At 72.5% G+C, this 25,971-nt stretch carries 24 protein-coding genes; 17 read left to right on the top strand and 7 right to left on the bottom strand.

Annotated features, from left to right (window positions below; genetic code table 11):
• Window positions 1-262: 262 nt before the first annotated feature.
• On the top strand, window positions 263-850 hold the full coding sequence (locus AB0435_RS30405; protein ID WP_366428428.1) for a hypothetical protein: 588 nt from the start codon (window positions 263-265) through the stop codon (window positions 848-850).
• On the opposite strand, the gene AB0435_RS30400 is transcribed toward AB0435_RS30405, so the two are convergent.
• Window positions 834-2,135: a diaminopimelate decarboxylase gene (locus AB0435_RS30400; RefSeq protein ID WP_366428427.1), complete on the bottom strand. Its 1,302-nt coding sequence runs from the start codon at window positions 2,133-2,135 to the stop codon at window positions 834-836. The two genes, AB0435_RS30405 and AB0435_RS30400, sit on opposite strands and share 17 nt — an antisense overlap.
• Before the next feature lie 193 nt (window positions 2,136-2,328).
• Here AB0435_RS30400 and hutU point away from each other — a divergent pair, with 193 nt between their 5' ends.
• The 5 genes from hutU to AB0435_RS30375 all read left to right on the top strand — a co-directional run bounded on the left by hutU (window position 2,329) and on the right by AB0435_RS30375 (window position 9,405).
• A complete protein-coding gene (gene hutU / locus AB0435_RS30395; protein WP_366004351.1) occupies window positions 2,329-3,993 on the top strand; it encodes a urocanate hydratase in 1,665 nt (554 codons plus the stop codon).
• 215 nt (window positions 3,994-4,208) lie between these two features.
• Window positions 4,209-5,411 (top strand): allantoate amidohydrolase, encoded by a 1,203-nt coding sequence (locus AB0435_RS30390; RefSeq protein ID WP_366428426.1) that lies wholly within the window; start codon window positions 4,209-4,211, stop codon window positions 5,409-5,411.
• The gene (locus AB0435_RS30385; protein WP_366428429.1) at window positions 5,408-6,811 is read left to right on the top strand and encodes a formimidoylglutamate deiminase; all 1,404 of its coding nucleotides are present in this window, start codon (window positions 5,408-5,410) and stop codon (window positions 6,809-6,811) included. Before AB0435_RS30390 ends, AB0435_RS30385 begins: the two co-directional genes overlap by 4 nt.
• Window positions 6,812-6,918: 107 nt before the next feature.
• Window positions 6,919-8,088 carry an imidazolonepropionase gene (hutI, locus tag AB0435_RS30380; RefSeq protein WP_366004348.1) on the top strand — a complete coding sequence of 390 codons (1,170 nt, stop codon included), beginning with the start codon at window positions 6,919-6,921 and terminating at the stop codon, window positions 8,086-8,088.
• Between the two features lie 156 nt (window positions 8,089-8,244).
• On the top strand, window positions 8,245-9,405 hold the full coding sequence (locus AB0435_RS30375; RefSeq protein ID WP_366004347.1) for a serine hydrolase domain-containing protein: 1,161 nt from the start codon (window positions 8,245-8,247) through the stop codon (window positions 9,403-9,405).
• 15 nt (window positions 9,406-9,420) lie between these two features.
• Here the strand turns inward: AB0435_RS30375 and AB0435_RS30370 are convergent, their stop codons facing one another.
• Together AB0435_RS30370 and AB0435_RS30365 are read right to left on the bottom strand one after the other, a co-directional pair.
• Complete coding sequence (locus AB0435_RS30370; RefSeq protein WP_366004346.1) at window positions 9,421-9,660, bottom strand: hypothetical protein; 240 nt, start codon at window positions 9,658-9,660, stop codon at window positions 9,421-9,423.
• A 226-nt stretch (window positions 9,661-9,886) separates the two neighbouring features.
• Window positions 9,887-10,144 carry a hypothetical protein gene (locus tag AB0435_RS30365; protein ID WP_366004345.1) on the bottom strand — a complete coding sequence of 86 codons (258 nt, stop codon included), beginning with the start codon at window positions 10,142-10,144 and terminating at the stop codon, window positions 9,887-9,889.
• 70 nt (window positions 10,145-10,214) lie between these two features.
• On the opposite strand from AB0435_RS30365, the gene AB0435_RS30360 reads away from it, so the two are divergent.
• Window positions 10,215-11,465, top strand: a complete 1,251-nt coding sequence (locus AB0435_RS30360; RefSeq protein ID WP_366004344.1) for a helix-turn-helix transcriptional regulator — start codon at window positions 10,215-10,217, stop codon at window positions 11,463-11,465.
• 11 nt (window positions 11,466-11,476) lie between these two features.
• Here the strand turns inward: AB0435_RS30360 and AB0435_RS30355 are convergent, their stop codons facing one another.
• Together AB0435_RS30355 and AB0435_RS30350 are read right to left on the bottom strand one after the other, a co-directional pair.
• Window positions 11,477-12,595: a DUF5937 family protein gene (locus AB0435_RS30355; RefSeq protein WP_366428425.1), complete on the bottom strand. Its 1,119-nt coding sequence runs from the start codon at window positions 12,593-12,595 to the stop codon at window positions 11,477-11,479.
• A 379-nt stretch (window positions 12,596-12,974) separates the two neighbouring features.
• Window positions 12,975-13,865, bottom strand: coding sequence for an RNA polymerase sigma factor SigF (locus AB0435_RS30350; protein ID WP_366004341.1), 891 nt, complete (start codon window positions 13,863-13,865; stop codon window positions 12,975-12,977).
• 237 nt (window positions 13,866-14,102) lie between these two features.
• Between AB0435_RS30350 and AB0435_RS30345 the strand changes: the two genes are divergently transcribed.
• From AB0435_RS30345 to AB0435_RS30325, 5 genes are all read left to right on the top strand, one after another.
• Window positions 14,103-14,471 carry an STAS domain-containing protein gene (locus tag AB0435_RS30345; protein WP_366004340.1) on the top strand — a complete coding sequence of 123 codons (369 nt, stop codon included), beginning with the start codon at window positions 14,103-14,105 and terminating at the stop codon, window positions 14,469-14,471.
• Between the two features lie 184 nt (window positions 14,472-14,655).
• On the top strand, window positions 14,656-15,150 hold the full coding sequence (locus tag AB0435_RS30340) for an ATP-binding protein (protein WP_366004339.1): 495 nt from the start codon (window positions 14,656-14,658) through the stop codon (window positions 15,148-15,150).
• 108 nt (window positions 15,151-15,258) lie between these two features.
• Window positions 15,259-16,041 carry an LPXTG cell wall anchor domain-containing protein gene (locus AB0435_RS30335; protein ID WP_366428424.1) on the top strand — a complete coding sequence of 261 codons (783 nt, stop codon included), beginning with the start codon at window positions 15,259-15,261 and terminating at the stop codon, window positions 16,039-16,041.
• A 272-nt stretch (window positions 16,042-16,313) separates the two neighbouring features.
• Window positions 16,314-17,153, top strand: coding sequence for a hypothetical protein (locus AB0435_RS30330; RefSeq protein WP_366428423.1), 840 nt, complete (start codon window positions 16,314-16,316; stop codon window positions 17,151-17,153).
• A complete protein-coding gene (locus AB0435_RS30325) occupies window positions 17,150-18,136 on the top strand; it encodes a hypothetical protein (RefSeq protein ID WP_366428422.1) in 987 nt (328 codons plus the stop codon). Before AB0435_RS30330 ends, AB0435_RS30325 begins: the two co-directional genes overlap by 4 nt.
• Window positions 18,137-18,218: 82 nt before the next feature.
• Here AB0435_RS30325 and AB0435_RS30320 read toward each other — a convergent pair whose 3' ends face one another.
• Complete coding sequence (locus AB0435_RS30320) at window positions 18,219-19,751, bottom strand: oligopeptide:H+ symporter (protein WP_366428421.1); 1,533 nt, start codon at window positions 19,749-19,751, stop codon at window positions 18,219-18,221.
• A gap of 468 nt (window positions 19,752-20,219) precedes the next feature.
• Between AB0435_RS30320 and AB0435_RS30315 the strand changes: the two genes are divergently transcribed.
• On the top strand, window positions 20,220-20,900 hold the full coding sequence (locus AB0435_RS30315; protein ID WP_366004334.1) for a response regulator transcription factor: 681 nt from the start codon (window positions 20,220-20,222) through the stop codon (window positions 20,898-20,900).
• A gap of 61 nt (window positions 20,901-20,961) precedes the next feature.
• Window positions 20,962-22,221 carry an ATP-binding protein gene (locus AB0435_RS30310; RefSeq protein ID WP_366004333.1) on the top strand — a complete coding sequence of 420 codons (1,260 nt, stop codon included), beginning with the start codon at window positions 20,962-20,964 and terminating at the stop codon, window positions 22,219-22,221.
• Window positions 22,222-22,250: 29 nt separating this feature from the next.
• On the opposite strand, the gene AB0435_RS30305 is transcribed toward AB0435_RS30310, so the two are convergent.
• Window positions 22,251-22,757, bottom strand: coding sequence for a GtrA family protein (locus tag AB0435_RS30305; RefSeq protein ID WP_366004332.1), 507 nt, complete (start codon window positions 22,755-22,757; stop codon window positions 22,251-22,253).
• A gap of 204 nt (window positions 22,758-22,961) precedes the next feature.
• On the opposite strand from AB0435_RS30305, the gene AB0435_RS30300 reads away from it, so the two are divergent.
• Genes AB0435_RS30300 through AB0435_RS30290 form a run of 3 tightly spaced genes read left to right on the top strand, consistent with a single transcriptional unit; the run spans window position 22,962 to window position 25,827 of the window.
• A complete protein-coding gene (locus AB0435_RS30300; RefSeq protein WP_366428420.1) occupies window positions 22,962-24,113 on the top strand; it encodes a 5-(carboxyamino)imidazole ribonucleotide synthase in 1,152 nt (383 codons plus the stop codon).
• Window positions 24,110-24,640, top strand: a complete 531-nt coding sequence (purE, locus tag AB0435_RS30295; RefSeq protein ID WP_366004329.1) for a 5-(carboxyamino)imidazole ribonucleotide mutase — start codon at window positions 24,110-24,112, stop codon at window positions 24,638-24,640. The genes AB0435_RS30300 and purE overlap by 4 nt, the downstream gene beginning before the upstream one ends.
• A gap of 5 nt (window positions 24,641-24,645) precedes the next feature.
• Window positions 24,646-25,827 (top strand): dipeptidase, encoded by a 1,182-nt coding sequence (locus AB0435_RS30290; protein WP_366428419.1) that lies wholly within the window; start codon window positions 24,646-24,648, stop codon window positions 25,825-25,827.
• Window positions 25,828-25,971 lie beyond the last annotated feature (144 nt).

Genomic DNA, 25,971 nt, shown 5'->3' with positions numbered 1-25,971 from the left:
CCGCGCTCGACGTCTACCGCGCCCTGCAGCCTCAACGCCCTCAATCGCCGGACGGGCTTGGATGGTGCGGACCGTGGCCAACGCGCGGTTCGGGGGTCTGGGGGCTTGCCCCCAGTTTCGGGAAGGGGCGGGTAGGGGAAAAAGCCTGCCGCAGGCGCCAGCCACCCGCACCCCCCCGATTCTCAGCCCCCGCTCAGAAACATTCGCTAGCCTGCCGCAGGCAACAAGCCCCCAGAACCCAGGCAAAAGGGAGGATTCCGCGATGGGACGCGCACTGGCCCGAGTAGCAGTGATCGTCAGAGCACCCGCCGCATGGCTGTGGTGGCCAGGCCTGCTGAGCGCGGCCGTCGGCGCGCTCGTCCCCGGGCTCACCGGGCGGCGGATCGGGCTGCTCGCGGGGGCGGGTCTCTTCCTGATCGTGGCCGGCGCGGTCTTCCTGGCCCGGCGCGGCCGCTACCGGGAGCTCGCGCGCGGCGCGTCCCGCGCGGGCAAGGCGGTCTTCCTCCAGGACCGCCGGGTGACCGTGCGCAACTGGCGGCGCGCACGCCGCTGGTGGCTGCTGGCCGCCTTCCTCGCGGCCGTCGGCTCGTCCTTCGCGGTGCCCGCCGCGGGCGGCCTCGCGCTCGCCGGTGCCGGTGCGGGCCTGTGGGCGAAGGCGCTCTGGATCGGCGGGCTGGAGCGGGACGCCGAGACGCTGTTCTGGGTGCGCGCGGAGTGGGCGCGGTCGGCTCCCGCCGCCGGCTACCTCACCACCGGGCTCGCCGCGGGCGACGCGCTGCCGGGCGGTGCCCGCCGCCGTGGCCGTGGACCGGGCCGTACAGGCGGGGCGGCGGTCAGCGCAGCGCGCTGAGTCCCGTGGCGTGGGCGGCGCCGCTCTCGGTGACCAGCTCCTCCAGGCTCTGCGGGGCGCGCACGGTGGCGAACCGCGTGCTGCCTTCTGCCGACGCGTAGCCGTAAACCCCCGGGCGGGGGAGCGAGTTGTACGCGAAGTGGTTCGAGAAGTAGTACGCGCCGGTGTCCAGCAGTGCCACGTGGTCGCCCGGCTCCAGCGGCGGCAGCGGCCGGTCCACGGCGATCAGGTCGCCCGCGAAGCAGCACGGACCGGCGACGGTCTGGGGCACGGGGCGGCCCTGTTTGGGGCGCCCCTGCGCGTCGTACGCCACCACCCGCAGCGGCCAGGACTCCGGCGCGAAGACCGTGCGTGTGGCCACCTGCGCGCCCGCGTGCGTCACGGCGATCCGGCGGCCGCCCGCCGTTTTGGTGTACTCCACGCGGGCCAGCACCATGCCGCTCTTCGCGAGCAGTGACCGGCCGAACTCGGTCACCACGCCGTAGCGGCCGTCGAACAGGCCCGGCACCGTGGCCGCCAGCAGCCGCGCGTACTCCTCGAACGTGGGCGTGACCTCGTCCGACGCGAAGTTCACGGGCAGGCCGCCGCCGATGTCCAGCGTCCGCACCTGCTGCCGGCCCACCGCACGGTTGATCTCCTCGGCCAGGTCGTAGGTGTCCCGTACGCCCTCGGCCATCAGCGGGAGCGGGCAGCCCTGCGAGCCGACGTGGGCGTGCAGCCGGGTCAGCCACGGCCGTTCCGCGAAGGCCCGCACCAGCCACTCCCGCGCCCCCTCGTCCCGCAGGGCCACCCCGAACTTCGAGGTCGCCGTGGCCGTGCTCAGGGCCGCGATGCTGCCGGTGCCGATCTGCGGGTTGACCCGGACGCCGATGGGGGAGGCGGTGGGGGCCTGTGCCGTGAGCCGGTCCAGGCGGGTCAGCTCCTGCCGGTTGTCGGCGTTGACCGCGATGCCGTGGGCGAGCGCCTCGCGCAGCTCGTCCGCCGTCTTGGCGGGGGAGTCCAGGACGACGCGGTCCGGGGGGACCCCGGCCCTCAGTGCCAGGGCCAGTTCGCCGGGGCTGGCGACCTCGCAGCCCACGCGCTCCCCGGCGAGCAGGTGGAGGACGGGGACCAGGGGCGCGGCCTTGACGGCGAAGGTGTGCAGGGCGGTGCGGGGGAAGGCGGTGTGCAGGGCGGTGGCGGCGTCGCGGATGCCCCGGACGTCGAGGAGGCCGGCGAGCGGCTCGCGGGGGCCGACGACGCCCTGGGCGACGGCTTCGCGTACGGCCTGGTCTCTGGCGGTCATGGGGTTCCCTTTCGGCGGCTCCGTACTGATTGCCCCGAAGTCGCGCGGCGAATACCGGCGGCGGCGACTTCCGTTTCCGGGGTCCGCGCCTGTTGACTGGTGGTATTCACTGCCACAAGATGTGAAGCGTTCTATTCAAGGTTCTCTTCAGATCACCGGCGCTCCACGGAGTGCCGCCAGGGAGGCAGGGCCCATGTCCGGACCGCGACCCGTCCGAGCGCCGCGCGGCACGCAGCTGAGCACGCTGGGGTGGCAGCAGGAAGCCGCCCTCCGCATGCTCCAGAACAACCTCGACCCCGAGGTCGCCGAGCACCCGGACAAGCTGGTCGTCTACGGCGGCACCGGCAAGGCGGCCCGTGACTGGCGCTCCTTCGACGCCATGGTCCGCACCCTGGAGACGCTGAAGCAGGACGAGACGATGCTCGTCCAGTCCGGCCGCCCGGTCGGCGTGATGCAGACCCACGAGTGGGCCCCGCGCGTCCTGATCGCCAACTCCAACCTCGTCGGCGACTGGGCCAACTGGGAGGAGTTCCGGCGGCTCGAAGCCCTCGGCCTCACCATGTACGGCCAGATGACGGCCGGTTCGTGGATCTACATCGGCACCCAGGGCATCCTCCAGGGCACGTACGAGACGTTCTCCGCCGTCGCCGCCAAGAAGTTCGGCGGCACGCTCGCCGGCACGATCACGCTGACCGCCGGGCTCGGCGGCATGGGCGGCGCCCAGCCGCTCGCCGTCACCATGAACGACGGCGTCGCGCTCTGCATCGACTGCGACCCGCGCGCCATCGAGCGCCGCATCGAGCACCGCTACCTCGACGTCAAGGCCGACTCCCTCGACCACGCCCTCCAGCTCGCCGTCGAGGCGCGCGACGCCCGCCGCCCGCTGTCGATCGGTGTCCTCGGCAACGCGGCGGAGCTCGTCCCGCAGCTGCTCGCCATGGACGCCCCCATCGACATCGTCACGGACCAGACGTCCGCCCACGACCCGCTCGCGTACCTCCCCGTCGGCGTGGACTTCGACGAGATGGCCTCGTACGCGGCCGAGAAGCCCGCCGACTTCACCCAGCGGGCCCGGGAGTCGATGGCCCGTCACGTCGAGGCCATGGTCGGCTTCATGGACGCCGGGGCCGAGGTCTTCGACTACGGCAACTCCATTCGCGGCGAGGCCCAGCTCGCCGGCTACGACCGGGCCTTCGCGTTCCCCGGCTTCGTGCCCGCGTACATCCGGCCGCTGTTCTGCGAGGGCAAGGGCCCCTTCCGGTGGGCGGCGCTGTCCGGCGACCCCAAGGACATCCACGCCACCGACAAGGCGATCCTCGACCTCTTCCCCGAGAACGAGTCCCTCGCGCGCTGGATCAAGATGGCGCAGGAGCGCGTCCACTTCCAGGGCCTCCCGGCCCGTATCTGCTGGCTCGGCTACGGCGAGCGGGACCGCGCGGGCGAGCGCTTCAACGACATGGTGGCCTCGGGCGAGCTGTCCGCGCCGATCGTCATCGGCCGCGACCACCTCGACTGCGGCTCGGTGGCTTCCCCCTACCGCGAGACCGAGGCCATGCTCGACGGCTCCGACGCGATCGCGGACTGGCCGCTGCTGAACGCCATGGTCAACGTCGCCTCCGGCGCGTCCTGGGTCTCCCTCCACCACGGCGGCGGCGTCGGCATGGGCCGCTCCATCCACGCGGGCCAGGTGACGGTCGCCGACGGCACGCCGCTGGCGGGCGAGAAGATCCGCCGCGTCCTCACCAACGACCCGGGCATGGGCGTCATCCGGCACGTGGACGCGGGCTACGACATCGCGGAGTCGGTGGCGGAGGACCGCGGGGTCCGCGTCCCGATGCGGGAGGGTGAGACCGCGTGACGGAGGACCAAGGCCGGGGTTCCGTGAATCCAGCCCGTGGGGGCACCTCCGGACGGAGTCTGGGGGAGTTTGAGGACAGCGCGCGAAGCGTGTTGCGGGGGTCTGGGGGCTTGCCCCCAGTTTCGGGAAGGGGCGGGGTAGGGGAAGAGCCCGCCGCAGGCGCACCCGGCGCGCGGCGCGCAACCCCCAGCCCAGGGGCTCCCTCCTTCCACGAGATGTGGCGCGACCTCGCCCCCATCGGCCGCGCCGCGGACTCCGGCGGCTACCGCCGCTACGCCTGGACGGAAGCCGACGCCGACTGCCGCGCGTGGTTCCGCGCGCAGGCGGAGACCCGCGGCCTCGCCTACGAGCAGGACCGCAACGGCAACCAGTGGGCCTGGCTCGGCGACCCCACCGCGGGCGACGCCGTCGTCACCGGCTCGCACCTGGACTCCGTCCCCGACGGGGGCGCCTTCGACGGCCCCCTCGGCGTCGTGTCGTCCTTCGCCGCGCTCGACGAGCTCCGCGCCCGCGGGGCCCGGCCGACGCGCCCCCTCGCCATCGTCAACTTCGGTGACGAGGAAGGCGCCCGCTTCGGGCTCGCCTGCGTGGGCTCGCGGCTGACCGCCGGGCAGCTCACGGCCGAGGCGGCCCACCGGCTGCGCGACGCCGACGGGCTGTCCCTGCCGCAGGCCATGGAGCGCGCCGGACACGACCCGGAGGGCATCGGCGCCGATCCCGAGAGGCTCGCCCGCATCGGCGCCTTCGTCGAACTGCACGTCGAACAGGGCCGGGCCCTCGCCGGCACCGAGCACCCCGTGGGCATCGCCTCCGCCATCTGGCCGCACGGCCGCTGGCGGTTCGACTTCCGCGGCGAGGCCAACCACGCGGGCACCACCCGCCTGGAGGACCGCCGCGACCCGATGCTCACCTACGCCAACACCGTCCTCGCCGCCCGCAAGAAGGCCCGGCTCGCCGGCGCCCTCGCCACCTTCGGCAAGGTCGGCGTCGAGCCGAACGGCGTCAACGCCATCCCTTCCCTGGTCAGGGGCTGGCTCGACTCCCGCGCCGCCGACCAGGACACCCTCGACCTGGTCGTCGCCGAGATCGAGAAGGCGGCCGTGGAGCGCGGCGAGCGCGACGGCATCGACGTGACGGTCACCCGCGAGTCCTTCACCCCCGTCGTCGAGTTCGAGCACGCCCTGCGCGACGAGCTCGGCCGGATCCTGGCCAAGGCCGGCCGCGCGGAGCTCCCCGTCCTGGGCACGGGCGCGGGACACGACGCCGGAATCCTCTCCGGAGCCGTCCCGACCGCCATGCTGTTCGTACGCAACCCCACGGGCGTCTCCCACTCACCCGCCGAAACGGCGGCCGAGGACGACTGCCTGGCCGGGGTGACCGCACTCGCCGACGTACTGGAGGGCCTGGCGTGTCGCTGACGAGGCAGACCTACTGGGCGGAGCACGCCCTCCTCGACACCGGGGTCGTGCCCGGCGTGGTCGTGGAGACCGGCGACGACGGCCGGATCGCGGCCGTGCGCCGGGACGTGCCCGCCCCGCCGCCCGGCGCGGTGACCCTGCGCGGGCTCACGCTCCCCGGGCTGGCGAACGCCCACAGCCACGCCTTCCACCGCGCCCTGCGCGGCGTCGTCCAGGCGGGCCGCGCCACGGCCGCCCCCGCGCGGGCCCACGGCGGGCAGGCGGCAGAGGCGGCCGAGCGGACGCCCGGCAACTTCTGGACCTGGCGCGAGGTCATGTACGGCGTCGCCGACCGCCTCACCCCCGAGAGCTACTTCGCGCTCGCCCGCGCCACCTACGCCGAGATGGTCCTCGCCGGCATCACGGCCGTCGGCGAGTTCCACTACCTTCACCACGCCCCCGGCGGCGGGCGCTACGACAACGCCAACGCCATGGGCGAGGCACTGATCGCGGCCGCCGCCGACGCCGGCATCCGCATCACCCTCCTCGACACCTGCTATCTCTCCTCCGGCTTCGGCGCGGAGCCCAACCAGCACCAGCTCCGCTTCAGCGACGGCACCGCCGAGGCGTGGGCGGAGCGCGCCGCCGCGCTCAAGGGCGACGGCAACACCCGGATCGGCGCGGCCGTCCACTCCGTACGCGCCGTGCCCGTCGACCAGCTGGGCACCGTCGCCGCCTGGGCGCAGGAGCGCGAGGCCCCGCTGCACGTCCACCTCTCCGAGCAGACCGCCGAGAACGACGCCTGCGTCGAGGCCCACGGCTTCACGCCCACCGCGCTGCTGTCGGACCACGGCGTGCTCGGGCCGCGCACCACGGCCGTCCACGCCACGCATCTCACCCCTGGTGACATCCGCCTCCTCGGTCACTCGCACACCGGCATCTGCATGTGCCCCACCACCGAGCGGGACCTCGCTGACGGCATCGGCCCTGCCCACCGGCTGCAGAGCGCGGGGTCCCCGCTGTCGCTGGGCAGCGACAGCCACGCCGTCATCGACATCCTCGAAGAGGCGCGCGCGATGGAGCTGGACGAGCGGCTGCACTCCCACACCCGCGGCCACTGGACGGCGGCCCAGCTGCTGCGCGCGGCCACCGCCGACGGCCACGCGGCCCTCGGCTGGGACGACGCGGGCCGTATCGAGCAGGGCGCGCTCGCCGACCTCACCACGATCGCGCTGGACTCCGTGCGCACCGCGGGCCCGCCGCCGCACCTGGGCGCCGAGACGGCCGTATTCGCGGCGACCGGCGCGGACGTGCGGCACACGGTGGTCGGCGGCCGCCACGTCGTACGGGACGGGGCCCACCAGCTCGTCCCCGACGTGCCGGGCGCTCTCGCGGAGTCCATCGCGGCGCTGCGGGACTGACACCCCTGACACCCGGGCCATCCCGGGCGGGGGCCCGCCGCCCCCGCCCGGCCCCCGCGCCCGCCCACGAACCGAACCAGCAGAAGCCGAAGGAGAGCCACACCCCCATGGCGACCACGGTCATCACCGGCATCAGCAACCTCGTCACCAACGACCCCTCCCTCGGCGCGGGCCCCCTCGGTCAGATCCAGGACGCGGCGGTCGTCGTCGACGGTGACCGCATCGCCTGGGTCGGTGCTTCCAGCAAAGCACCCGCCACTGACAACCGCGTCGACGCCGAGGGCCGGGCCGCGCTCCCCGGCTTCGTCGACTCCCACTCCCACCTGGTGTTCGCGGGCGACCGCACCGCCGAGTTCAACGCCCGCATGTCCGGTCAGAGTTACAGCGCGGGCGGCATCCGCACCACCGTCGCCGCCACCCGCGCCGCCACCGACGAGGCGCTGGAGGCCAACCTCCTGCGCCACATACGCGAGGCGCGGCGCCAGGGCACCACGACCCTGGAGACCAAGTCCGGCTACGGCCTCACCGTCGAGGACGAGGCGCGCGCCCTGCGGATCGCCGCCGCCCACACCGACGAGGTCACCTATCTCGGCGCGCACATCGTCCCGCCCGACTACGCCGAGGACCCCGCCGGGTACGTCGGCCTCGTCACCGGCGCGATGCTCGACGCCTGCGCCCCGCACGCCCGTTGGGTCGACGTGTTCTGCGAGAAGGGCGCCTTCGACGGCGACCAGGCCCGTACGATCCTCACCGCCGGTGCGGCGCGCGGCCTGATCCCCCGCGTCCACGCCAACCAGCTCACCTACGGCCCCGGTGTCCAGCTGGCCGTCGAGCTGGGAGCGGCCTCCGCCGACCACTGCACCCACCTCACGGACGCCGACGTCGACGCCCTCGCGAACGGCGGCACCGTGGCCACGCTGCTGCCCGGCGCGGAGTTCTCCACACGCGCCCCCTGGCCCGACGCGCGCCGGCTGCTCGACGCGGGCGCCACGGTCGCGCTGTCCACGGACTGCAACCCCGGCTCGTCCTACACGAGTTCGGTGCCCTTCTGCATCGCCCTCGCCGTACGCGACATGGGGATGACCCCCGACGAGGCCGTCTGGTCGGCGACGGCGGGCGGCGCGGCGGCCCTGCGGCGCACCGACGTCGGCCGCGTGACCCCCGGCGCCCGCGCCGATCTCGTCCTCCTCGACGCCCCTTCGCACGTGCACCTCGCCTACCGGCCCGGCGTCCCGCTGGTCTCGGCGGTCTGGCGGGGCGGCGTGCGGGAGGTCTGACCGTAGGGGCGCCTCAGGGTGACCCCTCAGGGTGGCCTCCAAGGGGCCTCTAAGGGTTGGGCGACGCGGAATCCTCCCTGGTCATGAGCGCGTTGGGCGCGGCCGCCGCATAGGTTGACGGAGTATCAGCCAGCCGCCACCGAGAGGCATCCGATCATGCGCCGCAGAACCGCCGTCGTCTCCGTAGTGCTCGCCGCCGCGGCCCTCGCGCCCGCCGCCGGGCCGGCCGTCGCCGCCGCGCCCGCCGCGCCTGCCGCCCGTGGCGCCGACCGGGCCGCCCTCCAGCACGCCCTCGACGCGGTCGTCGCCCAAGGCGTGCCCGGAGCGGTGGCCGAGGTGCGGGACGCCGGCGGGGTCTGGCGCGGCGGCAGCGGCGTCGCCGACCTCGCGGACGGGCGGCGCGCGCAGGCCGGGGACCGGTTCCGGGCCGGGAGCGTGACCAAGAGCTTCGTCTCCGCCGTCGTCCTCCAGCTCGTCGACGAGGGCGAGGTCCGCCTCGACGACCCCATCGGCCGCCACCTCCCCGGCCTCGTCCCCGACGGCAAGGACGGCGCGCCCGTCACCGTACGGCAGCTGCTCGATCACACCAGCGGGATCCCCAACTACACCGATGTGCTCCAGAAGCGGCCCGACCCCCTGCGCAGCCTTCAGCACTCCCACTACACGCCCCGCGAACTGGTGGACATGGCCCTGAAGGAGCCGCGTACGTTCGAGCCCGGCGAGGCGGGCAAGTGGGCCTATTCCAACACCAATTACGTCATCCTCGGCATGCTCGTCGAGAAGCGCACCGGCGCCACCCTGGACCAGGCCATCACCCGGCGCATCATCCGCCCGCTCCACCTCACCGGCACCTCGATACCCACCTCCGAGCGCCTCGCCGGCCCGCACCTGCACGGCTACGAACAGTTCCCCGGCGAGAGCGCCCCCACCGACTACGCCGACTTCAGCCCCACGGCCTTCTGGGGCCCCGGCAACCTCGTCTCCACCACCGCCGACCTCAACCGCTTCTACCGCGCCCTCGCCGGCGGCAAGCTGCTCCCCCCGCACCTGTGGCGCGAGATGAACACCCTGCACGACACGGACCGCGGCGAGACCCGCAAATACGGCCTGGGCCTGGAGAGCAACTCCGCCTACTGCCCCGGCGAGAAGCCGGTCTGGGGCCACACCGGCAGCGTCCCCGGCTACAACACGTTCAGCTTCACCTCGGCCGACGGCAAGCGCCAGATCACGCTCGCCCTCTCGAAGGACATGACCAAGACCGAGCAGGCCGACACCGCGGCCCTGAAGGTCTTGTCCACAGCTCTGTGCACGAAGTAGCCCCTGCCCCACGCGTCACACGGGCGGGACGACGTCCGGGCCGATCGCCGGGGTGTCGTCCTCGTGCTCGTCCTCGCACGGCAGGAACCGCCGGCAGAAGATCCCACGCCCCTTGCACGCCGGGCACGTGTGGGCCGCCGACATCTCCCCGGCCTGGCCGGACTGACTCACGTAGAGCGTGAGCGCCTGGTAATACCCGCTTCCCCGGCACCCCTTGCAGAACTGATGGGGGCCGGTGCAGCACTCTTCGCTCATGCCGGTGATGTTCCTCCGAGAGGGCGCTACGCCGTGGTGCTTCGTCCTCGACTCCTCCTATCCGCGTACGGGCCCCGTCACGCGTGCACCGCCCGCCGGTGCGTTTCGAGTTGCCGGTTCAGGTCCTGGACGACGTCGAAGCGACCCTCTCGGGCCTCTCTCGCACGCCCCAGCAGGATCCTCGAACACGCGATGCACGATCGTGAGGGCGGCGGCGCGGTGCCGGTCATGCGCGCCCCCGGCTACGGGCGTCGACGGCGGCCACGCCCACCCGGAGCGTGTCCCTCCGGGTGACGGCCCGGACGGTCTCCCGACCGGTCTCCCACTCCCGCCCGCCGTGCGGGGGCCGGAGGAAGACGCGGGTCGGCGTGGTCTCCATGACCACGCCGATGCGGTCGCTCTTTCCGTCCAGCATCAGCGTTCCGGGCTCGGGGGTCCCGTCCGGGTTCGTTCGCTCCTGCGCGGAGCTCTGTGCGTCATCCATGGCGGTACCGTCACGCACTCCGGAAGGGGAACCCATCCCAAGGCCCTATAGGGCGCCCTATATTCGGATGGTGAGGGATCACGTGGTGGACGTCTGGGCTCATCCTCAACTGGTGGCGGCGGTCGCGGGGGAGGACTGGGGCGACGTCCTGCGGACGTACCGGAAGCTCACGCGCATCAGTCAGACGAAGGCCGGTGAGCTGACCGGGCTCGCGCAGTCCGACGTGTCCGACATCGAGCGCGGCCGGCGGCGTGTGACCTCTGTGGAGGTACGTCAGCGCATCGCCTCCGGCCTCGGCGTCCCGCCGGAGCTGTGGACGCTCGCGGGGGAGCGGCCCGACGCGGGCGCCGTCCCGGGCCTGCGGCTGCCGGACTCCGCTCCGGACGCGGACCTCCTCGCACGGGTGACGAGCGTGGTCGACGGCTCCGCGCGCGTGGACACCGCCACCCTGGACTGGCTCGACCGGCTGCTCGCCGAGCACCGCCGGGCGGAGGACGTGATCGGCTCACGCCCGCTGGTCGACCTCGTGCGCGGCCAGCTCCGTACCGTCATGGACCTGCACGCGAGCGCGCGCGGAGCCATGGCCGACCGCCTGGTGCTGCTCGCCTCGGAGCACGCCCAGTTCCTCGCGTGGATGGCGCAGGACCAGGACGACACCGCGACCGCGCTGGCCTGGTACGACCGCTCCCACGAGTGGGCGCTGGAGGCCGGGGACGCGGACATGGCGGCGACGACCCTCAACATGAAGGCGCACATGGCGTGGTCAAAAGGCCGCGCCGCCCGTTGCGTGCGGCTGGCCGAGGCGTCGCGGTGGTCCGCGCCCGGCAGCTCCCTGGGTGTTCAGGCCATGGCCGTACAGATGGCGGCGCGTGGGCACGCGCTGAACCAGGAAGCCGACGAGGCGCGCCGCCTGCTGGACGAGGGCCAGAAGCTCATGGCGCTCGCCGCCGAGCGCCCCGAGGACCAGCCGCCGTGGATGTACTTCTACGACGAGACGTGGTTCACGCTCCAACGAGGCATGGCCGAACTGCACTTGCGGGGATGGTCACGTGCGATCGAACAGCTCACTGCCGGGCTCGCCGCTCTGCCCGACAGCTACCGCCGCGACGGCACCTGGTACCGCGCCTGCCTCTCCCACGCCCTCGCCGGCGCGGGAGAGCCGGAGCAAGCCCTCTCCGTCGCCCTGGGCTCCCTCAACGACGCCGCCGCGGTCGGGCGGCCGCACGCGTGGAACGAGCTGCATGCGACCGCCACCCTGCTGTTGCGGCGGGGGGCTACGGAGGGGCGCCGGCTGGCCGTTGCTCTCGGCGAGTACGGCTGACGTCGCAACCGTCAGCGCAGGATCCCCTCCAGGAACTCACCGCTCAGCCGCGCCACCGCCAGCACGTCCAGCTGATAGTTGACGTACCGGCCGCGCCGTCGAGCCGTGATCAGGCCCGCCTTCTTCAGCACGCCCAAGTGGCGTGAGACCTCCGGTGCGCTGATGCCCAGGATGCCCGCGAGTTCGCCCGTCGTGTGCGGCGCGCGGGCCATGCTGCGGCAGAGCTGGATGCGGACCGGGTGGGCCAGTGCCTCCAGGCGCAGTTTCAGGAGCTCGACCGAGGCCGGCGGCGGCAGTTGGGGCGAGCCGATCGGATAGTGGACGACCGGGCGCCAGCCGGGGCGGTGCAGCACCATCAAGTGCGGCCACCCGAAGCGCGACGGCACGAACGTCAGACCCGCGCCCACCGCCGGGTCCACGGCCGACGTGTGTCCCTCCGTCAGTTTGTCGATACGGATGAGTCCGCCGCCGTCCTCCAGGGTGACCGCGGGGGAGACCTCGGCCAGGGCCTCGCTCAGCCCCTTGCGGCGCAGCAGTTCCGTCTTGTGCCGGGTGTCGGCGGCGAGCACAGGCTCGGCCTCCCGCCAGACGGCCGCGAAGAAGGCGTCGTCGCAGTCCTCCAGCAGGCGGCGCACCCACGCGCGTACGGAGGCGGGGTCCTTCAGCAGCCGCTCGGTGAAGTCCAGCTGCCGGGGGCCGCGGGCGGTGGCCAGCTCCAGTGCCCTGGCACGGGTGGCCCGGTCGGCGAGCGGCGAGGGGGCGCCCGTGTTGTAGGCGGCGAGGCAGGTGAACTCCAGGGCGGTGGTGACGAACTGGTCGTCGTCCAGCCGGTCCAGCTGGTCCAGCTCCTCGGCGAGCGTCCGGCCCGTCCGGCCGTCACCGCCGCGCAGCCCGGAGTACGGCATGAAGAGGTCGGAGAAGGCATGCCGCCACAGGAAGTCCGCTTCGCACAGCCGCTCGGCGAGATCCTGCCGGAGCGCGCCGGCGGTCGCATTGGCCCAGCCCGCCGGCCCCGGGTGGTGGCCGGGCTCGGACAGGACGTGCAGCGTGATGCACAGCTCGGCCAGCGGCGACGCCTCGAAGACGATGCGCTCGGGCGGCAGGCCGGTGATGTCTATGCTCACGCTCATGGCGACATCTTGCACTTATTCACATGGTGGGGTCGCCTGGATTGACGTCCGGTGCGAATCGGCCCGGTCGTCCCCGTACGGGTGAGGCCGGAGCCGCCCGCCCGTCACGCGCGGCGGCCGGGCGGGACCATGCCCGGGTGAACGTCGATCAGAGCAGGCCGCCCCTGGTCAGGTGCAGGCGCTGCGGCAGTCCGATGTGGTGGGACGTCACCTACCCCTACGCGCCCGTGTGGTACTGCTCCACATGCGATCACCCCCCGGAGCGCCGCCGCAGCGCGCATGCCGCGCCGCCGCGGTGCCCCGAGGGGTGTGCGAGTGCCGTGATCCAGACCGGTGACGACGGCAGCCGGCAGTTCGTCTGCCATCGCAAGTGACCGGGTCACTCCTCGACCAGGAGCCCCCGGCGCAGCCGCACGAGCGTGCGCGACAGCAGCCGCGAGACGTGCATCTGGGAGATGCCCAGCTCCTCGCCTATCTCCGACTGCGTCATGTTCGCCACGAAGCGCAGGGAGAGGATCTTCCGGTCGCGGGGCCGGAGTTCGGCGATCAGCGGCTTGAGGGACTCCACGTACTCGATGCCTTCGAGGCCGTGGTCCTCGTAGCCGATGCGGGCCGAGAGCGTGCCCTCGGTGTCGTCCTCGGTGGGCTGGGCGTCCAGCGAGCTCGCGGTGTACGCGTTGCTCGCGGCCATGCCCTCGATGACCTCTTCCTCGGCCAGGCCGAGCCGTTCGGCGAGCTCGGCGACCGTGGGGGAGCGGTCGAGCTGCTGCGCCATCTCGTCGCGGGTCCGCGCGAGGTCGAGGCGGAGCTCCTGGAGCCGCCGGGGGACGCGCACGGACCAGCTCGTGTCGCGGAAGAAGCGCTTGATCTCGCCGATGATCGTCGGCATCGCGAAGGTGGGGAACTCGACGCCCCTGCTGAGCTCGAAGCGGTCGATCGCCTTGATCAGACCGATCGTGCCGACCTGGACGATGTCCTCCATCGGCTCGCTGCGGGTGCGGAACCGCGAGGCGGCGAACCGGACCAGGGCCAGGTTGAGCTCGACCAGGGTGTTGCGGACGTACGCGTATTCGTGGGTGCCCTCCTCAAGCTCCGCGAGGCGGGCGAAGAGGGTCTTGGACAGGGCCCGCGCGTCGTCCGGACCCACCTCGTCGTAGGGCGGGATCGCGGGGAGCCCCGCGATGTCGGGCTCGCTCCGTTCGTGCGGGGTCGCCGACGACGCGGTCTCCCGAAGGGTTCCGGTGCGCGGTGCGTCGAGCCGGGGTGACATGTGTCCTCCATCATTCTCGGCATATGGCCGCCGATGCCTTGACTTCTTGCTGCGGTTTGCGGCGCCTCCAAAGCCGTCCGTGGTGGATGTCCTCTACTAGCCCTACCGGTCTTCACCACTCCCTGGCAAGTCCGTGTTGTCCGACTTTGTCGGTAAATAACGGATGTTCGGCTACCGGACGTCGTGTCGAAGGCGTAGTGTTCAGCCGTCCACGCAAGCAACCGGGAAGGGATGCGCATGGACCGCGGGATGGTCGGCAGCGCAAGCAAGGGCCGGCTGAATGTAGAGGTCCGGCGCCACGGAGCCAGTGCGGTCGTGACGCCGACGGGTGAGCTCGATCACCACACCGCCGAGCTGCTGCGCGAACCCCTGGAGGCCAGCGTCGCGGACATCAGCGCGCGCGTGGTCGTGGACTGCTCGAAGCTGGAGTTCTGCGACTCCACCGGGCTCAACGTGCTGCTGGGCGCCCGGCTGGTCGCCGAGGCCGCGGGTGGATCCATCCACCTCGCCGCCATGCAGCCGGTCGTCGCCAGGGTCTTCGAGATCACCGGCGCGGAAGCCGTCTTCACCGTGCACGACACGCTGGACGCCGCGATCTCCGAGTGACGGGCGTCACCACTCCCACCTGTGCGTAACTCTTGGGTTACCCGTGTCACAGGAGCCATGCCGAAGAAGTGGGTGTTCCCGCGGATCGGCCGGGCAGGAGTCTGCTGAATCTGTACTGCATCTGTTCTGAGTGCCTGGTATCCAAACAAACCCTGAGTCGGTGAATCGGTGAGGTGAAGCGCTGATGAGCACCACGCGGCCGTACCCGCCGCCGGGCGAGCCCGGTCCGGACGCGGACGGCGCCTCCGCCGATGCCCACCCGCCGTCAGCGGGCCAGGTCCGCCGCCTCCGCCTCGTCGGGGCCAGCGGCGCCGTTCCCCGTTCCCGGGACTTCACCCGCCAGGCGCTCCAGGACTGGGGCTGGCTGCCCGCCGCGACCGCCGACCACCGCGCGGCCGCCGAGGACGTCCTGCTGGTCGTCTCCGAGCTGGTCACCAACGCCTGCCTGCACGCCGACGGCCCCGAGGAGCTGCGCGTGAGCTTCGCCGGCAAGGTGCTGCGGCTGGAGGTCGCCGACCTCGGCGCCGGCACCCCCGCGCCCCGCACCCCGCACCGCGCGGGCCGCCCCGGCGGCCACGGCATGTTCATCGTGCAGCGGCTCTGCCTGGACTGGGGGGTCGTGCGCGACGAGGGCGGCACCGGCAAGACGGTCTGGGCGGAGCTCGCCGCTCCGGCATAGCGCGTTACGCGTCTTCCCTCCTCGAGGTCCCCGGCGTACTGTCGGCGCCCGATCTGATGTGCCGTCAGTGATGCACGGCTACGGCACCGGACGAGAGGGGAACCCGAGGTGTCCCACATCCAGCGCCGGCCCACTCGCCGTACGGGCGCGCTCGCGCTCGCCGCGACCGTCGCCGGGGGAACGGCCCTCCTGCTGGCCGCGCCCGCCGCGCACGCGGACACGGTCGACGTCGACTACCAGTGCAAGACCCCCATCGGCGACAAGAGCGCGGTGTCGCCCATCGACATCAAAGGCGTCGCGAGCGGCGACTCCTACAAGCTCACCATGTCCTTCGAGAAGGGCGTCTCCTCCAGCCCCGTCCCGCTCGGCAAGGGCGCGATGAAGCCGAGCGCGGTCGTCAAGCTCGGCGGCGCGGACAGCGGCACGGTGGCCGTGGAGGGCCCCGCCAACTCCGAGGAGATCCCCGCCAACACCCCCATCAAGATCAGCGACTTGTCGGGCACGTACACCCCGAAGAAGAGCGGCACCGTCACCTTCACCGCCTCCACCCTCACGATCTCCGCCCTCGGCACGACGACGACCTGCACACCGTCCAACAACCCCAAGCCGTCACTGACGCTGGAGGTCAAGGCGGGCGGGTCGTCGACGGGCGGCTCCACGACGGGCGGCTCCACGACCGGCGGTTCGACCACGGGTGGTTCGGGCGGTACGGGTGGGTCCGGCAGTACGGGCGGGTCGGCTGCGAGTGGTGGGTCCACCGGTGGTGGGCAGTTGCCGCAGACGGGGCCGGCGGATTCGGCGGTCGCGCTCGGGACGCTCGGGGGGACGGTGTTGCTGACCGGGGTCGCCGGGGCGCTTTGGCTGACGCGGCGGCGGGGCGCTGCGCGCTAGGCGGTGCGGGGTGGGGGTGCGGGTCGGGGGCGCCTGCGGCGGGCTTTTTTCCCCAGCCCCGCCCCTTCCCGAAACTGGGGGCGAGCCCCCAGGCCCCCAGCAACACGCTTCGCGCGTTGTCCTCAAACGCCGGACGGGCTGAGTGTGCTGGTTACGGTCCGCACCATCAGCCCGTCCGGCGTTTGAGGACGCGGCCGCAGGCCGCTCCCGCCGCAGGCGGCGAACCGGCCCGCAAGCCCGCCGCAGGCGCAGACGCACACCGGGAGCCGCCCATGAAGCCGCACCACCTCGCAGCGATCTGCATCGTCCTCCTGACCGCCGCCCCCACCGCCCACGCCACCCCCAACCCCCGGCAATGGACCGCCACCCCCGCCCCCGCGGGCAGAAGCACGCCCCGCCCCGACGACCGGACCTCCTTCGAGCTGGAGGGCGACCCCGGCACCGTGTTCCAGGACAAGCTGTCCGTCATCAACCCCGGTGACACCGCGCGCTCCCTCGACGTGCGGGCGGACGGGTCCTGGGTCTCGCTCGCCGCGCGCCGGGTGAAGATCCCGGCGCGTACCCGGGCGGACGTGCCGTTCGCCGTGGCCGTGCCCGTCACCGCGGCGCCCGGGGACCATCCGGGCGCGCTCGTCGTCAGCGGGGAGGGGCGGCGGGTGCGCGTACCGCTGGCCGTGCGGGTGACCGGCGCCGCGCTGCCCGCGCTCGCCGTGGAGCACGTACGCGTCAGCCGCGAAGGCGGTGGCGCGGTCATCCACTACGCGCTGGTCAACCGCGGCAACACCGCGCTCTCCCCACGGCTGGACATCCGCGCGGACGGCCTCTTCGGCACGGTCCTGCGCCGTACGGCCACGGGCGTGCCCAGCCGGCTGCCGCCCGGCCGGAGCGTGCGGCTCGCGGAGCGGTGGGCGGACGCGCCGCGCCTGGACTCCGTACGGGTCCGCCTCACCGCCACCGCGCCCGGCGGCGCCCGCGCGACCGCCTCCGGCTCCTACACGCCCCTCCCTTGGCTGCTCCCGGCCCTGGGCGGGCTCGCCGCCGTTCTCGTCGCGGCGGCGCTCCTGTTCGTACGCCGCTCCAGGCGCGCCCGGCGTGCGGGAGCCGCGGCGTGAAGGCCCGCTGGGCGGGCGTGGCGGCCCTGCTGCTGACACTGGCGTGTCTTCTGCCGCCCGCCGCCCGCGCGGCCGCCGACGGGCCCGCCCTGCGGCTCGACAGGTCCGAGGCGGGCAAGGGCGCCACCCTCACTGTCAGCGGCACCGGATGGCGGCCCCGGACCCTGCTCACGCTCCTCATCTGCGGCCAGGACATGATCGGCGGCACCGACACCTGCGCCAACGCCGACGGGCGCACCGTGACCACCGGCGGCGACGGCCGCTTCGGCACGCGGATCCCGGTCGCCGAGCCGCCCAGGCCGTGCCCCTGTGTGGTGCACGTGGCGACCGTCACGGGCGACCCGGTGGCCGTGGACGCGGTGCTCAAGGTGGCCGGGCACCCCGTCGCGTCCCTGCCGCCGCGGACCGGCGGGGAGCGGCTCGGCGTCCTGGACGCGCGGCTGGAGGGGAGCAGCGGGCTGCTCACGTGGTTCGGGGCGCCGCCGCACCGGCGGCTGGTCGTCACCCTCGGCAATCTGGGCTCCACGCCCGCCAAGGACCCCGTCCTCGAGCTCGGCACCGCGCACGGCGTGCTCGCGCCCGAGTGGGAGAAGCAGCGCTGGCGGGGCACGATCGCGGCGGGCGCGCGGGCCCGCGTCCCGCTGGACGTGGAGCTGGCGGCCGGGGCGTACGGCGACTACCAGGTGTCCCTGAAGTACGGGGACAAGGTGCTGGTGGAGGAGCCGTGGGCCGTGGGACGGCCGTGGGGCGTGACCCTCTTCTGGATCCTGCTGTGCGTGGTGGTGCCGGTGGGGGTCTTCCGCTTGGGCATGGCGGTGGTGGGGCGCGTACGGCCGCGCGAGCGGTCCGGCGGGGCCGGCGACGGCTCCCTGCCGTGGTTCAGGCCGGAGGCGGATCCCTCACGCGCCGCGGAGGCGCCGGGCGGGGGCGCGCGCCACCGGTCCACCACCCGCGCGAAGGCGCGTCCGCCGGACGGGGCGTAAACCAAAGAGCCCCCCGGAGTGATGGCGCGCCATCACCCCCGGGGGGCTCTCTGCGTTACGAAGCGTTACGGAGTCGACCGCGTCAGCGGACGTCGCCCATCAGCCCGATGATCTTCTTGCGGTTCAGCCAGATACCGGCACCCGCCAGGATGGCGGCCGCGGCCTGGCCCAGCATCATGCCCGTGCCGTTGAGGTCGGCACCAGCCGTGACCAGCAGGGTCATGACGCAGTCGCCCGCGGTGACCGCGAGGAACCACACGCCCATCATCTGGCTGGCGTACTTCGCCGGCGCCATCTTGGTGGTCAGGGACAGACCCACCGGGGACAGGCACAGCTCGCCCACGGTCTGGAGGCCGTAGATCGCGATCAGCCACATCGGGCTGACCTTCGTGCCGTCGGACGCCATCGACATCGGAAGCGCGAAGAGGACGAACGAGAGGCCGACGAAGACCATCGCCGAGGCGAACTTCACCGTGGTGCTGGGCTCGCGCTTGCGGCGGGCGAGCGCCAGCCACAGGGCCGCGAAGACCGGCGCCAGGGCCACGACCCACAGCGAGTTGACCGACTGGAACCAGGTGGACGGGAAGTCGAAGCCGAAGATGCTGTCCGCGGTCTTCTTCTCGGCGAAGGTCGACATCGTCGACCCGCCCTGGTCGAAGATCATCCAGAACACGGCGGCCGCGACGAAGAACCAGATGTAGCCGCTGACCTTGGTCTGCTCGGTCTCCGACAGCTCCTTGTCGCGCTTGATGCGCGCCAGCACGAAGATCGGGATGAACAGGCCGAGCAGCGCGATCGGGACCAGGGCCCAGTTGATCGTGAAGACGCCCGTGCCGATCACGATGCCGTAGAAGACCGCCGCGACGACGAGCCAGATCAGGCCCTTCTTCAGCCAGGAGTTGCGCTCGGCGACCGTCAGCGGGGTCGGGACCTGGCTGCTCTTCGGGTTCAGGTGACGGGTGCCCAGCAGGAAGATCAGCAGACCGATGCCCATGCCGACGGCGGCGATCGCGAAGCCCAGGTGCCAGTTGTACTTCTGGCCGACGGTGCCGATCACCAGCGGGGCGGCGAAGGCGCCGACGTTGATGCCGATGTAGAAGAGCGTGAAGCCACCGTCACGGCGCGGGTCCTTGGGACCGTCGTAGAGGTGACCGACCATCGTGGAGATGTTGGCCTTCAGCAGACCCGAGCCGATCGCCACCAGCGCGAGGCCGGCGAAGAAGGTCGGCTTCCCGGGCATGGCCAGGACCAGGTGACCGGCCATGATGACGCTGGCCGCGATGGCCACCGTCTTGCGCGGACCCCAGACACGGTCACCGAACCAGCCGCCGGGCATGGCGAGCAGGTACACCATCGCCACGTAGACGGAGTAGATGGCGACCGAGGTGGCCTCGGGCATCGCCAGACCGCCGCCCTGGCTGCCGGGCTTGGCGTCCGGGCCGCCTGCGATCAGATAGACGACGAGAAGGGCCCTCATGCCGTAGTAGGAGAAGCGCTCCCACATCTCGGTCATGAAGAGAATGGCCAACCCGCTGGGGTGGCCAAGGAAGGTCTTGCCGCTGGAAGCAGGAGTGGTCTCCTGAGGAGCAGCACCCTTCGTCAGGCTGGACGCCATGGTCGATCCTTGTGTGCTCGGGACGCGTGATGGAGCTGTTACGCGCCCGGGTGGGGGTTGGCCGGCACCGGCTACTGCACTGCCCGCCCCCACGCCCTAGGGGTTCGGTCCCCTCGTGAGGGACCGGCAGGACAGCCGTACTCCGGGATCCACGCCCCCGCGCACCTTCGCGCGGCGGACCCGGCCGACAGGTCATTCACTGTGTAACAAGGCTGAGGGAACAGCCCCGCGCACAACAGAGACCTCCGGCGAGATGTGGTCGTGCCGAAGGTCCCCCGATGGTGCTACAGACGTCTGGTCACCATACGTCACACCCCGCCCGGATAAGGAAGGAGTTGAGACATGGATCACAGGTGAGCCCGGAACCATTCGCATACGTTCGAAGGTGAGTTTGGTCTTGGGGAAGTGTTGCCGTCGGTAGCTCTGAGTGCACCTCTGACGTGCGCCCGGGCGGACTACCATCAAGCCATGACCCGAGTACTGCTCGCCGAGGATGACGCGTCCATCTCGGAACCGCTCGCACGCGCCCTGCGCCGCGAGGGTTACGAGGTGGAGGTGCGCGAAGACGGTCCCACGGCGCTCGACGCCGGCCTCAAGGGAGGGGTGGACCTGCTCGTCCTCGACCTCGGGCTGCCCGGCATGGACGGCCTGGAGGTCTGCCGCCGGCTGCGCACCGAAGGCCACGGCTTCCCCGTCCTGGTCCTCACGGCCCGCGCCGACGAGGTGGACACCGTGGTCGGCCTGGACGCCGGCGCCGACGACTACGTCACCAAGCCCTTCCGGCTCGCCGAACTGCTGGCCCGCGTGCGCGCCCTGCTGCGCCGCGGCACCGTCGAGTCCCAGCAGCAGCCCCCCGCCACCCACGGCGTGCGGATCGACGTCGAGTCGCACCGCGCCTGGATGGGCGACGAGGAACTCCAGCTCACGGCCAAGGAGTTCGACCTGCTCCGCGTGCTCGTGCGGGACGCCGGCCGGGTCGTCACCCGCGACCAGCTGATGCGCGAGGTCTGGGACACCACCTGGTGGTCCTCCACCAAGACCCTCGACATGCACATCTCCTGGCTCCGCAAGAAGCTCGGGGACGACGCCGCCAACCCGCGCTACATCGCCACCGTCCGCGGCGTCGGCTTCCGCTTCGAGAAGAGCTGAGCCGACCCGGCCCAGAGCCCCGCTGCCGGGCTGTTCACGTATCACCCGCCCGGAGGGCACCGTGCGCCGCCGACTGATCAACTCCACGCTCGCCGTCGTGCTCGTCGTGATCGCCGTGTTCGGGATCTCGCTCGTCATCGTCGAGACCCGCACGATCGAGAACAGCGCGCAGGAGAGCGTGCAGTCGGAGGCCGTACGCCTGGAATCCATCGTCGACAGCCGGCTGGTCGGCGGGGAGCGGGTGGAGTCGGGGATCCTCAGCGAGCAGATCACGCCCCAGCGCTACGCCCGGGTCGAGATCCCCGGCCGGCCGGTCATCGAGATCGGCACCCGCCCCAAGGGCGGCCTCATCACCGCGGAGCTCAAGGGCGGGCAGGGCGAGACGGTACGGGTCGAGGCGTCCCGCTCCACGGTCAGCCGCGAGGTCGGCCGCACCCTGCTGGTCATTCTCGCGGTGGCCCTGCTCGCCGTGGTGGCCGCCGTCTTCCTCGCCGTACGGCAGGCGAACCGGCTCACCGCCCCGCTGATCGACCTGGCCGAGACCGCCGAGCGCCTCGGCTCCGGCGACCCCCGCCCCCGGCACCGCCGCTACGGCGTGCCCGAGCTGGACCGGGTGGCGGACGTCCTGGACTCCAGCGCCGAGCGGATCGCCCGGATGCTCACCGCCGAGCGCCGGCTCGCCGCCGACGCCTCGCACCAGCTGCGCACACCGCTGACGGCGCTGTCGATGCGGCTGGAGGAGATCACGCTCACCGACGACCCGGACACGGTCAAGGAGGAGGCGACGATCGCCCTCACCCAGGTGGAGCGGCTCACCGACGTCGTCCAGCGGCTGCTCACCAACTCCCGCGACCCCAAGGCCGGCTCGGCCGTCACCTTCGACCTCGACGAGGTCGTCAAGCAGCAGATCGAGGAGTGGCGCCCCGCCTCGCGCAGCGAGGGACGGGCCATCGTGCGCTCCGGCAAGCAGCGGCTGCGGGCCGTCGGCACCCCGGGCGCGGTCTCGCAGGTGCTCGCGACGCTCATCGAGAACTCGCTGATGCACGGGGACGGCACGGTCGCCCTGCGCACCCGCGTCACCGGCACCCAGGCGGTCGTGGAGGTCACGGACGAAGGGCCGGGCGTACCGCCGGACCTGGGCGCCCGGGTCTTCGAGCGGACGGTCAGCGGCCGGAACTCCACGGGGCTGGGCCTGGCGGTCGCCCGCGACCTCGCCGAGGCGGACGGCGGGCGCCTGGAGCTCCTCCAGGCCAACCCGCCGGTCTTCGCGCTGTTCCTCAGCCTCGAAGGCGACCAGACGGACGGTGCCGGGGCGGCCTGAGCCGCCACCGCGCCGCTACGGCGCGTCGATTACGGCGCGTCGACGCGGGCCGGAGGTCCGTCCGCGAGGAAGGACTCCGCCGTCTGCACCGCCTCGCGCGCCGGGAGGGCCCGGAAGACCCACGTGCGGTAGGACCAGAAGCGGAAGACCGTGCCGATGCCGAGGCCGACGACGTTCTTCGCGATGTTGTCCGCGAGCGGGGACGTCATGCCGAAGCCGTAGTGCGAGAGCGCCAGGATGCCGTTCTCGATGACCAGGCCGATGCCGCTGAACAACAGGAACAGCGACAGCTCACGGCTGCGCCGGCTGGTGTCGCAGTCGCGGTAGGTCCAGTAGCGGTTGCCGACGTAGTTGGTCGCGATGGCGACCACCGTCGCGATCACGCCCGAGCGCACCACGGCGAGGTGGAACCCGTGGACGCAGATGTTGAAGACGATGAAGTTGACCACGAACCCGATGGCCCCGACCGCGCCGAACTTGGCTATCTCGCGGGCCAGCCTCCGCAGCCGGGAACGCATGGTGTGCCGTTGACTCATAAAGATCGTCAGGCTCCGTCGTGTGGGGCTGTCCGGGGACATGGGCGGCATTCATGCTATCCAGCGCTCCGGGCCGCCGAGAGAGGGCATCGGTGAACGCGGGGCGAACGCACGCCATATCGGCCATCGTGCGAGTTCCTCGCTCTTGGGATGATCCTCCAAGAGGGTTCGGGAGCGGTTCGCACGTACGGATACCCTGGGGGCGTGACGTTCCCGGTAGTCGGCATGGTCGGCGGCGGTCAGCTCGCCCGTATGACCCACGAGGCGGGCATCCCCCTCGGCATCAAGTTCAAGCTGCTCAGTGACACCCCGCAGGACTCGGCGGCCCAGGCGGTCAGCGACGTCGTCATCGGCGACCACCGCGACCTGGAAACGCTTCGTGCTTTCGCACAAGGCTGCGATGTGATCACCTTCGATCACGAGCACGTACCCACCGAGCACCTCCGGGCCCTGGAGGCGGACGGGATTCCCGTCCGCCCGGGGCCCGACGCGTTGGTGCACGCCCAGGACAAGGGCGTGATGCGGGCGAAGCTCGACGCGATCGGAGTGCCGTGCCCCCGGCACCGCATCGTCGAGGACCCCGCCGACGTCGAGCGGTTCGCCGCGGAGGGCGAGGGCTTTCCCGTCGTCCTGAAGACGGTCCGCGGCGGTTATGACGGAAAGGGGGTTTGGATCGTCCGTGACGCAGAAGAGGCGGGTGAACCCTTCCGCGCCGGGGTGCCCGTGCTCGCCGAGGAGAAGGTCGCCTTCGTCCGCGAGCTCGCCGCCAACGTCGTCCGCTCCCCGCACGGCCAGGCCGTCTCCTATCCCGTCGTCGAGTCCATCCAGGTCGACGGCGTCTGCGACACCGTCATCGCCCCCGCCCCCGGCCTCTCCGAGGAGCTCTCCGCCCACGCGCAGCAGCTCGCCCTGAAGATCGCCAAGGAGCTCGGGGTGGTCGGCCACCTCGCCGTCGAGCTCTTCGAGATCCGCCGCGCGGACGGCACCCCCGCCGTCCTCGTCAACGAGCTGGCCATGCGCCCGCACAACTCCGGCCACTGGACCCAGGACGGCGCGATCACCTCGCAGTTCGCCAACCACGTACGCGCCGTGCTCGACCTCCCGCTCGGCGACCCGCGGCCGCGCGCGAAGTGGACCGTCATGGCCAACGTCCTCGGCGGCGACTACCCCGACATGTACTCCGCCTATCTGCATTGCATGGCGCGGGACCCGGGCCTGAAGATCCACATGTACGGCAAGGACGTGAAGCCCGGCCGCAAGGTCGGACACGTCAACACCTACGGCGACGACCTGGCCGACGTGCGCGAGCGCGCGAGCCACGCCGCCGGATACCTGCGAGGAACGATCACCGAATGACGAACAGCTCCCCCCTGGTCGGCATCGTCATGGGCTCCGACTCCGACTGGCCCGTCATGGAGGCCGCCGCCAAGGCCCTCGACGAATTCGACGTCCCCTACGAGGTCGACGTCGTCTCCGCGCACCGGATGCCCCGCGAGATGATCGCGTACGGGGAGCAGGCCGCCGGCCGCGGCCTCAAGGCCGTCATCGCGGGCGCCGGGGGAGCGGCCCACCTCCCCGGCATGCTGGCCTCCGTCACCCCGCTGCCGGTGATCGGCGTGCCCGTCCCGCTGAAGTACCTCGACGGCATGGACTCCCTGCTCTCCATCGTGCAGATGCCGGCCGGGGTCCCCGTCGCCACCGTCTCCGTCGCGGGCGCCCGCAACGCCGGCCTGCTCGCCGTCCGCATGCTCGCCGCCCACGACGGCGAACTGCTGGAGCGGATGCGCCGCTTCCAGGACGAACTCAACGAACAGGCCACCGAGAAGGGCCGCCGGCTGCGCGCGAAGGCCACCGGCAACGACGGCTTCGGCTTCGGGAAGTGACCGCCGTGAGCGACCACCTCGCCCGCGCCCGCGAACTGCTCGCCGCCCACCCCGTCGCCGACGGCCACAACGACCTCCCCTGGGCCCTGCGGCAGCAGGTGCGCTACGACCTCGACCGGCGCGACATCGCCACCGACCAGAGCGCCGGCCTCCACACCGACCTGCCGCGGCTGCGCGCGGGCGGCGTGGGGGCGCAGTTCTGGTCCGTGTACGTCCGCACCGACATGGCCGGCGACGAGGCCGTCAGCGCCACGCTGGAACAGGTCGACGCCGTACGCCAGTTGGCCGCCCGCTACCCTGCCGACCTGCGGCTCGCGTTCACCGCGGACGACATGGAGGCGGCGCGCGCCGAGGGCCGGATCGCCTCCCTCATGGGCGCCGAGGGCGGCCACAGCATCAACAGCTCCCTCGCCACGCTCCGCGCCCTGCACCGCCTCGGCGTGCGCTACATGACGCTGACCCACAACGACAACGTCCCGTGGGCCGACTCCGCGACCGACGCGCCCGCCGCGGGCGGGCTGACCGCCTTCGGCGAGGAGGTCGTGCGGGAGATGAACCGCCTCGGCATGCTCGTCGACCTCTCGCACGTCTCCGCCGACACGATGCGGGACGCCCTGCGGGTCGGCGAGGCGCCGGTGATCTTCTCGCACTCCTCCGCGCGGGCCGTCTGCGACCACCCGCGCAACGTGCCCGACGACGTCCTGGCGGCGCTGCCCGCGAACGGCGGCGTGGCCATGGCCACCTTCGTCCCGAAGTTCATCCTCCCGGAGGCCGTCGCCTGGACGCGCGCCGCGGACGAGAACATGCGGGCCCACGGCCTGCACCACCTCGACACCACGGCCGAGGCGATGGCCGTGCACCGCGCCTTCGAGGCCACCAACCCCCGCCCCCTCGCCACCACATCGACGGTCGCCGACCACCTCGACCACATGCGCGAGATCGCGGGCATCGACCACATCGGCATCGGCGGCGACTTCGACGGCACGGCGTTCACCCCGTCGGATCTGCCGGACGTATCGGGCTACCCGAACCTGATCGCGGAACTCCTGCGACGGGGCTGGTCGGAGGGCGACTTGGCGAAGCTGACGTGGAAGAACGCGGTACGGGTGCTGCGGGCGGCGGAATCGGTAGCCGCGGCGACGACACGGGGCCCGTCGAACGCGACGCGGGAGTCTCTGGACGGGTAGGTCTTCTGCAGCTCGGCTGCGCCCGATGTGCGGCTCCGCCGCGGGCCTTGGCGCCTGCGGCGCTTTGTTCCCCTGCCCCGCCCCTTCCCGAAACCGGGGAGACCCCGGACCCCAGCGCCCTCCGGGCGCGTCCTCAAACGCCGG

The organism is Streptomyces sp. NPDC051173, from assembly GCF_040689515.1.
Lineage (GTDB): Bacteria > Actinomycetota > Actinomycetes > Streptomycetales > Streptomycetaceae > Streptomyces.
Note: the sequence above shows the minus strand (reverse complement) of the source record. Positions and strands in the feature narration are given on the sequence as shown.

Bases quoted from the DNA above. Each gene is read 5' to 3' on its own strand.
- AB0435_RS30350 (WP_366004341.1), bottom strand. From the start codon at position 13,865: ATGTCACCCCGGCTCGACGCACCGCGCACCGGAACCCTTCGGGAGACC.
- AB0435_RS30405 (WP_366428428.1), top strand. From the start codon at position 263: ATGGGACGCGCACTGGCCCGAGTAGCAGTGATCGTCAGAGCACCCGCC.
- AB0435_RS30355 (WP_366428425.1), bottom strand. From the start codon at position 12,595: ATGAGCGTGAGCATAGACATCACCGGCCTGCCGCCCGAGCGCATCGTC.
- AB0435_RS30345 (WP_366004340.1), top strand. From the start codon at position 14,103: ATGGACCGCGGGATGGTCGGCAGCGCAAGCAAGGGCCGGCTGAATGTA.
- AB0435_RS30340 (WP_366004339.1), top strand. From the start codon at position 14,656: ATGAGCACCACGCGGCCGTACCCGCCGCCGGGCGAGCCCGGTCCGGAC.
- hutU (WP_366004351.1), top strand. From the start codon at position 2,329: ATGTCCGGACCGCGACCCGTCCGAGCGCCGCGCGGCACGCAGCTGAGC.
- AB0435_RS30320 (WP_366428421.1), bottom strand. From the start codon at position 19,751: ATGGCGTCCAGCCTGACGAAGGGTGCTGCTCCTCAGGAGACCACTCCT.
- hutI (WP_366004348.1), top strand. From the start codon at position 6,919: ATGGCGACCACGGTCATCACCGGCATCAGCAACCTCGTCACCAACGAC.
- AB0435_RS30400 (WP_366428427.1), bottom strand. From the start codon at position 2,135: ATGACCGCCAGAGACCAGGCCGTACGCGAAGCCGTCGCCCAGGGCGTC.
- AB0435_RS30365 (WP_366004345.1), bottom strand. From the start codon at position 10,144: ATGGATGACGCACAGAGCTCCGCGCAGGAGCGAACGAACCCGGACGGG.
- AB0435_RS30390 (WP_366428426.1), top strand. From the start codon at position 4,209: ATGTGGCGCGACCTCGCCCCCATCGGCCGCGCCGCGGACTCCGGCGGC.
- AB0435_RS30370 (WP_366004346.1), bottom strand. From the start codon at position 9,660: ATGAGCGAAGAGTGCTGCACCGGCCCCCATCAGTTCTGCAAGGGGTGC.
- purE (WP_366004329.1), top strand. From the start codon at position 24,110: ATGACGAACAGCTCCCCCCTGGTCGGCATCGTCATGGGCTCCGACTCC.
- AB0435_RS30315 (WP_366004334.1), top strand. From the start codon at position 20,220: ATGACCCGAGTACTGCTCGCCGAGGATGACGCGTCCATCTCGGAACCG.
- AB0435_RS30375 (WP_366004347.1), top strand. From the start codon at position 8,245: ATGCGCCGCAGAACCGCCGTCGTCTCCGTAGTGCTCGCCGCCGCGGCC.
- AB0435_RS30305 (WP_366004332.1), bottom strand. From the start codon at position 22,757: ATGAGTCAACGGCACACCATGCGTTCCCGGCTGCGGAGGCTGGCCCGC.
- AB0435_RS30330 (WP_366428423.1), top strand. From the start codon at position 16,314: ATGAAGCCGCACCACCTCGCAGCGATCTGCATCGTCCTCCTGACCGCC.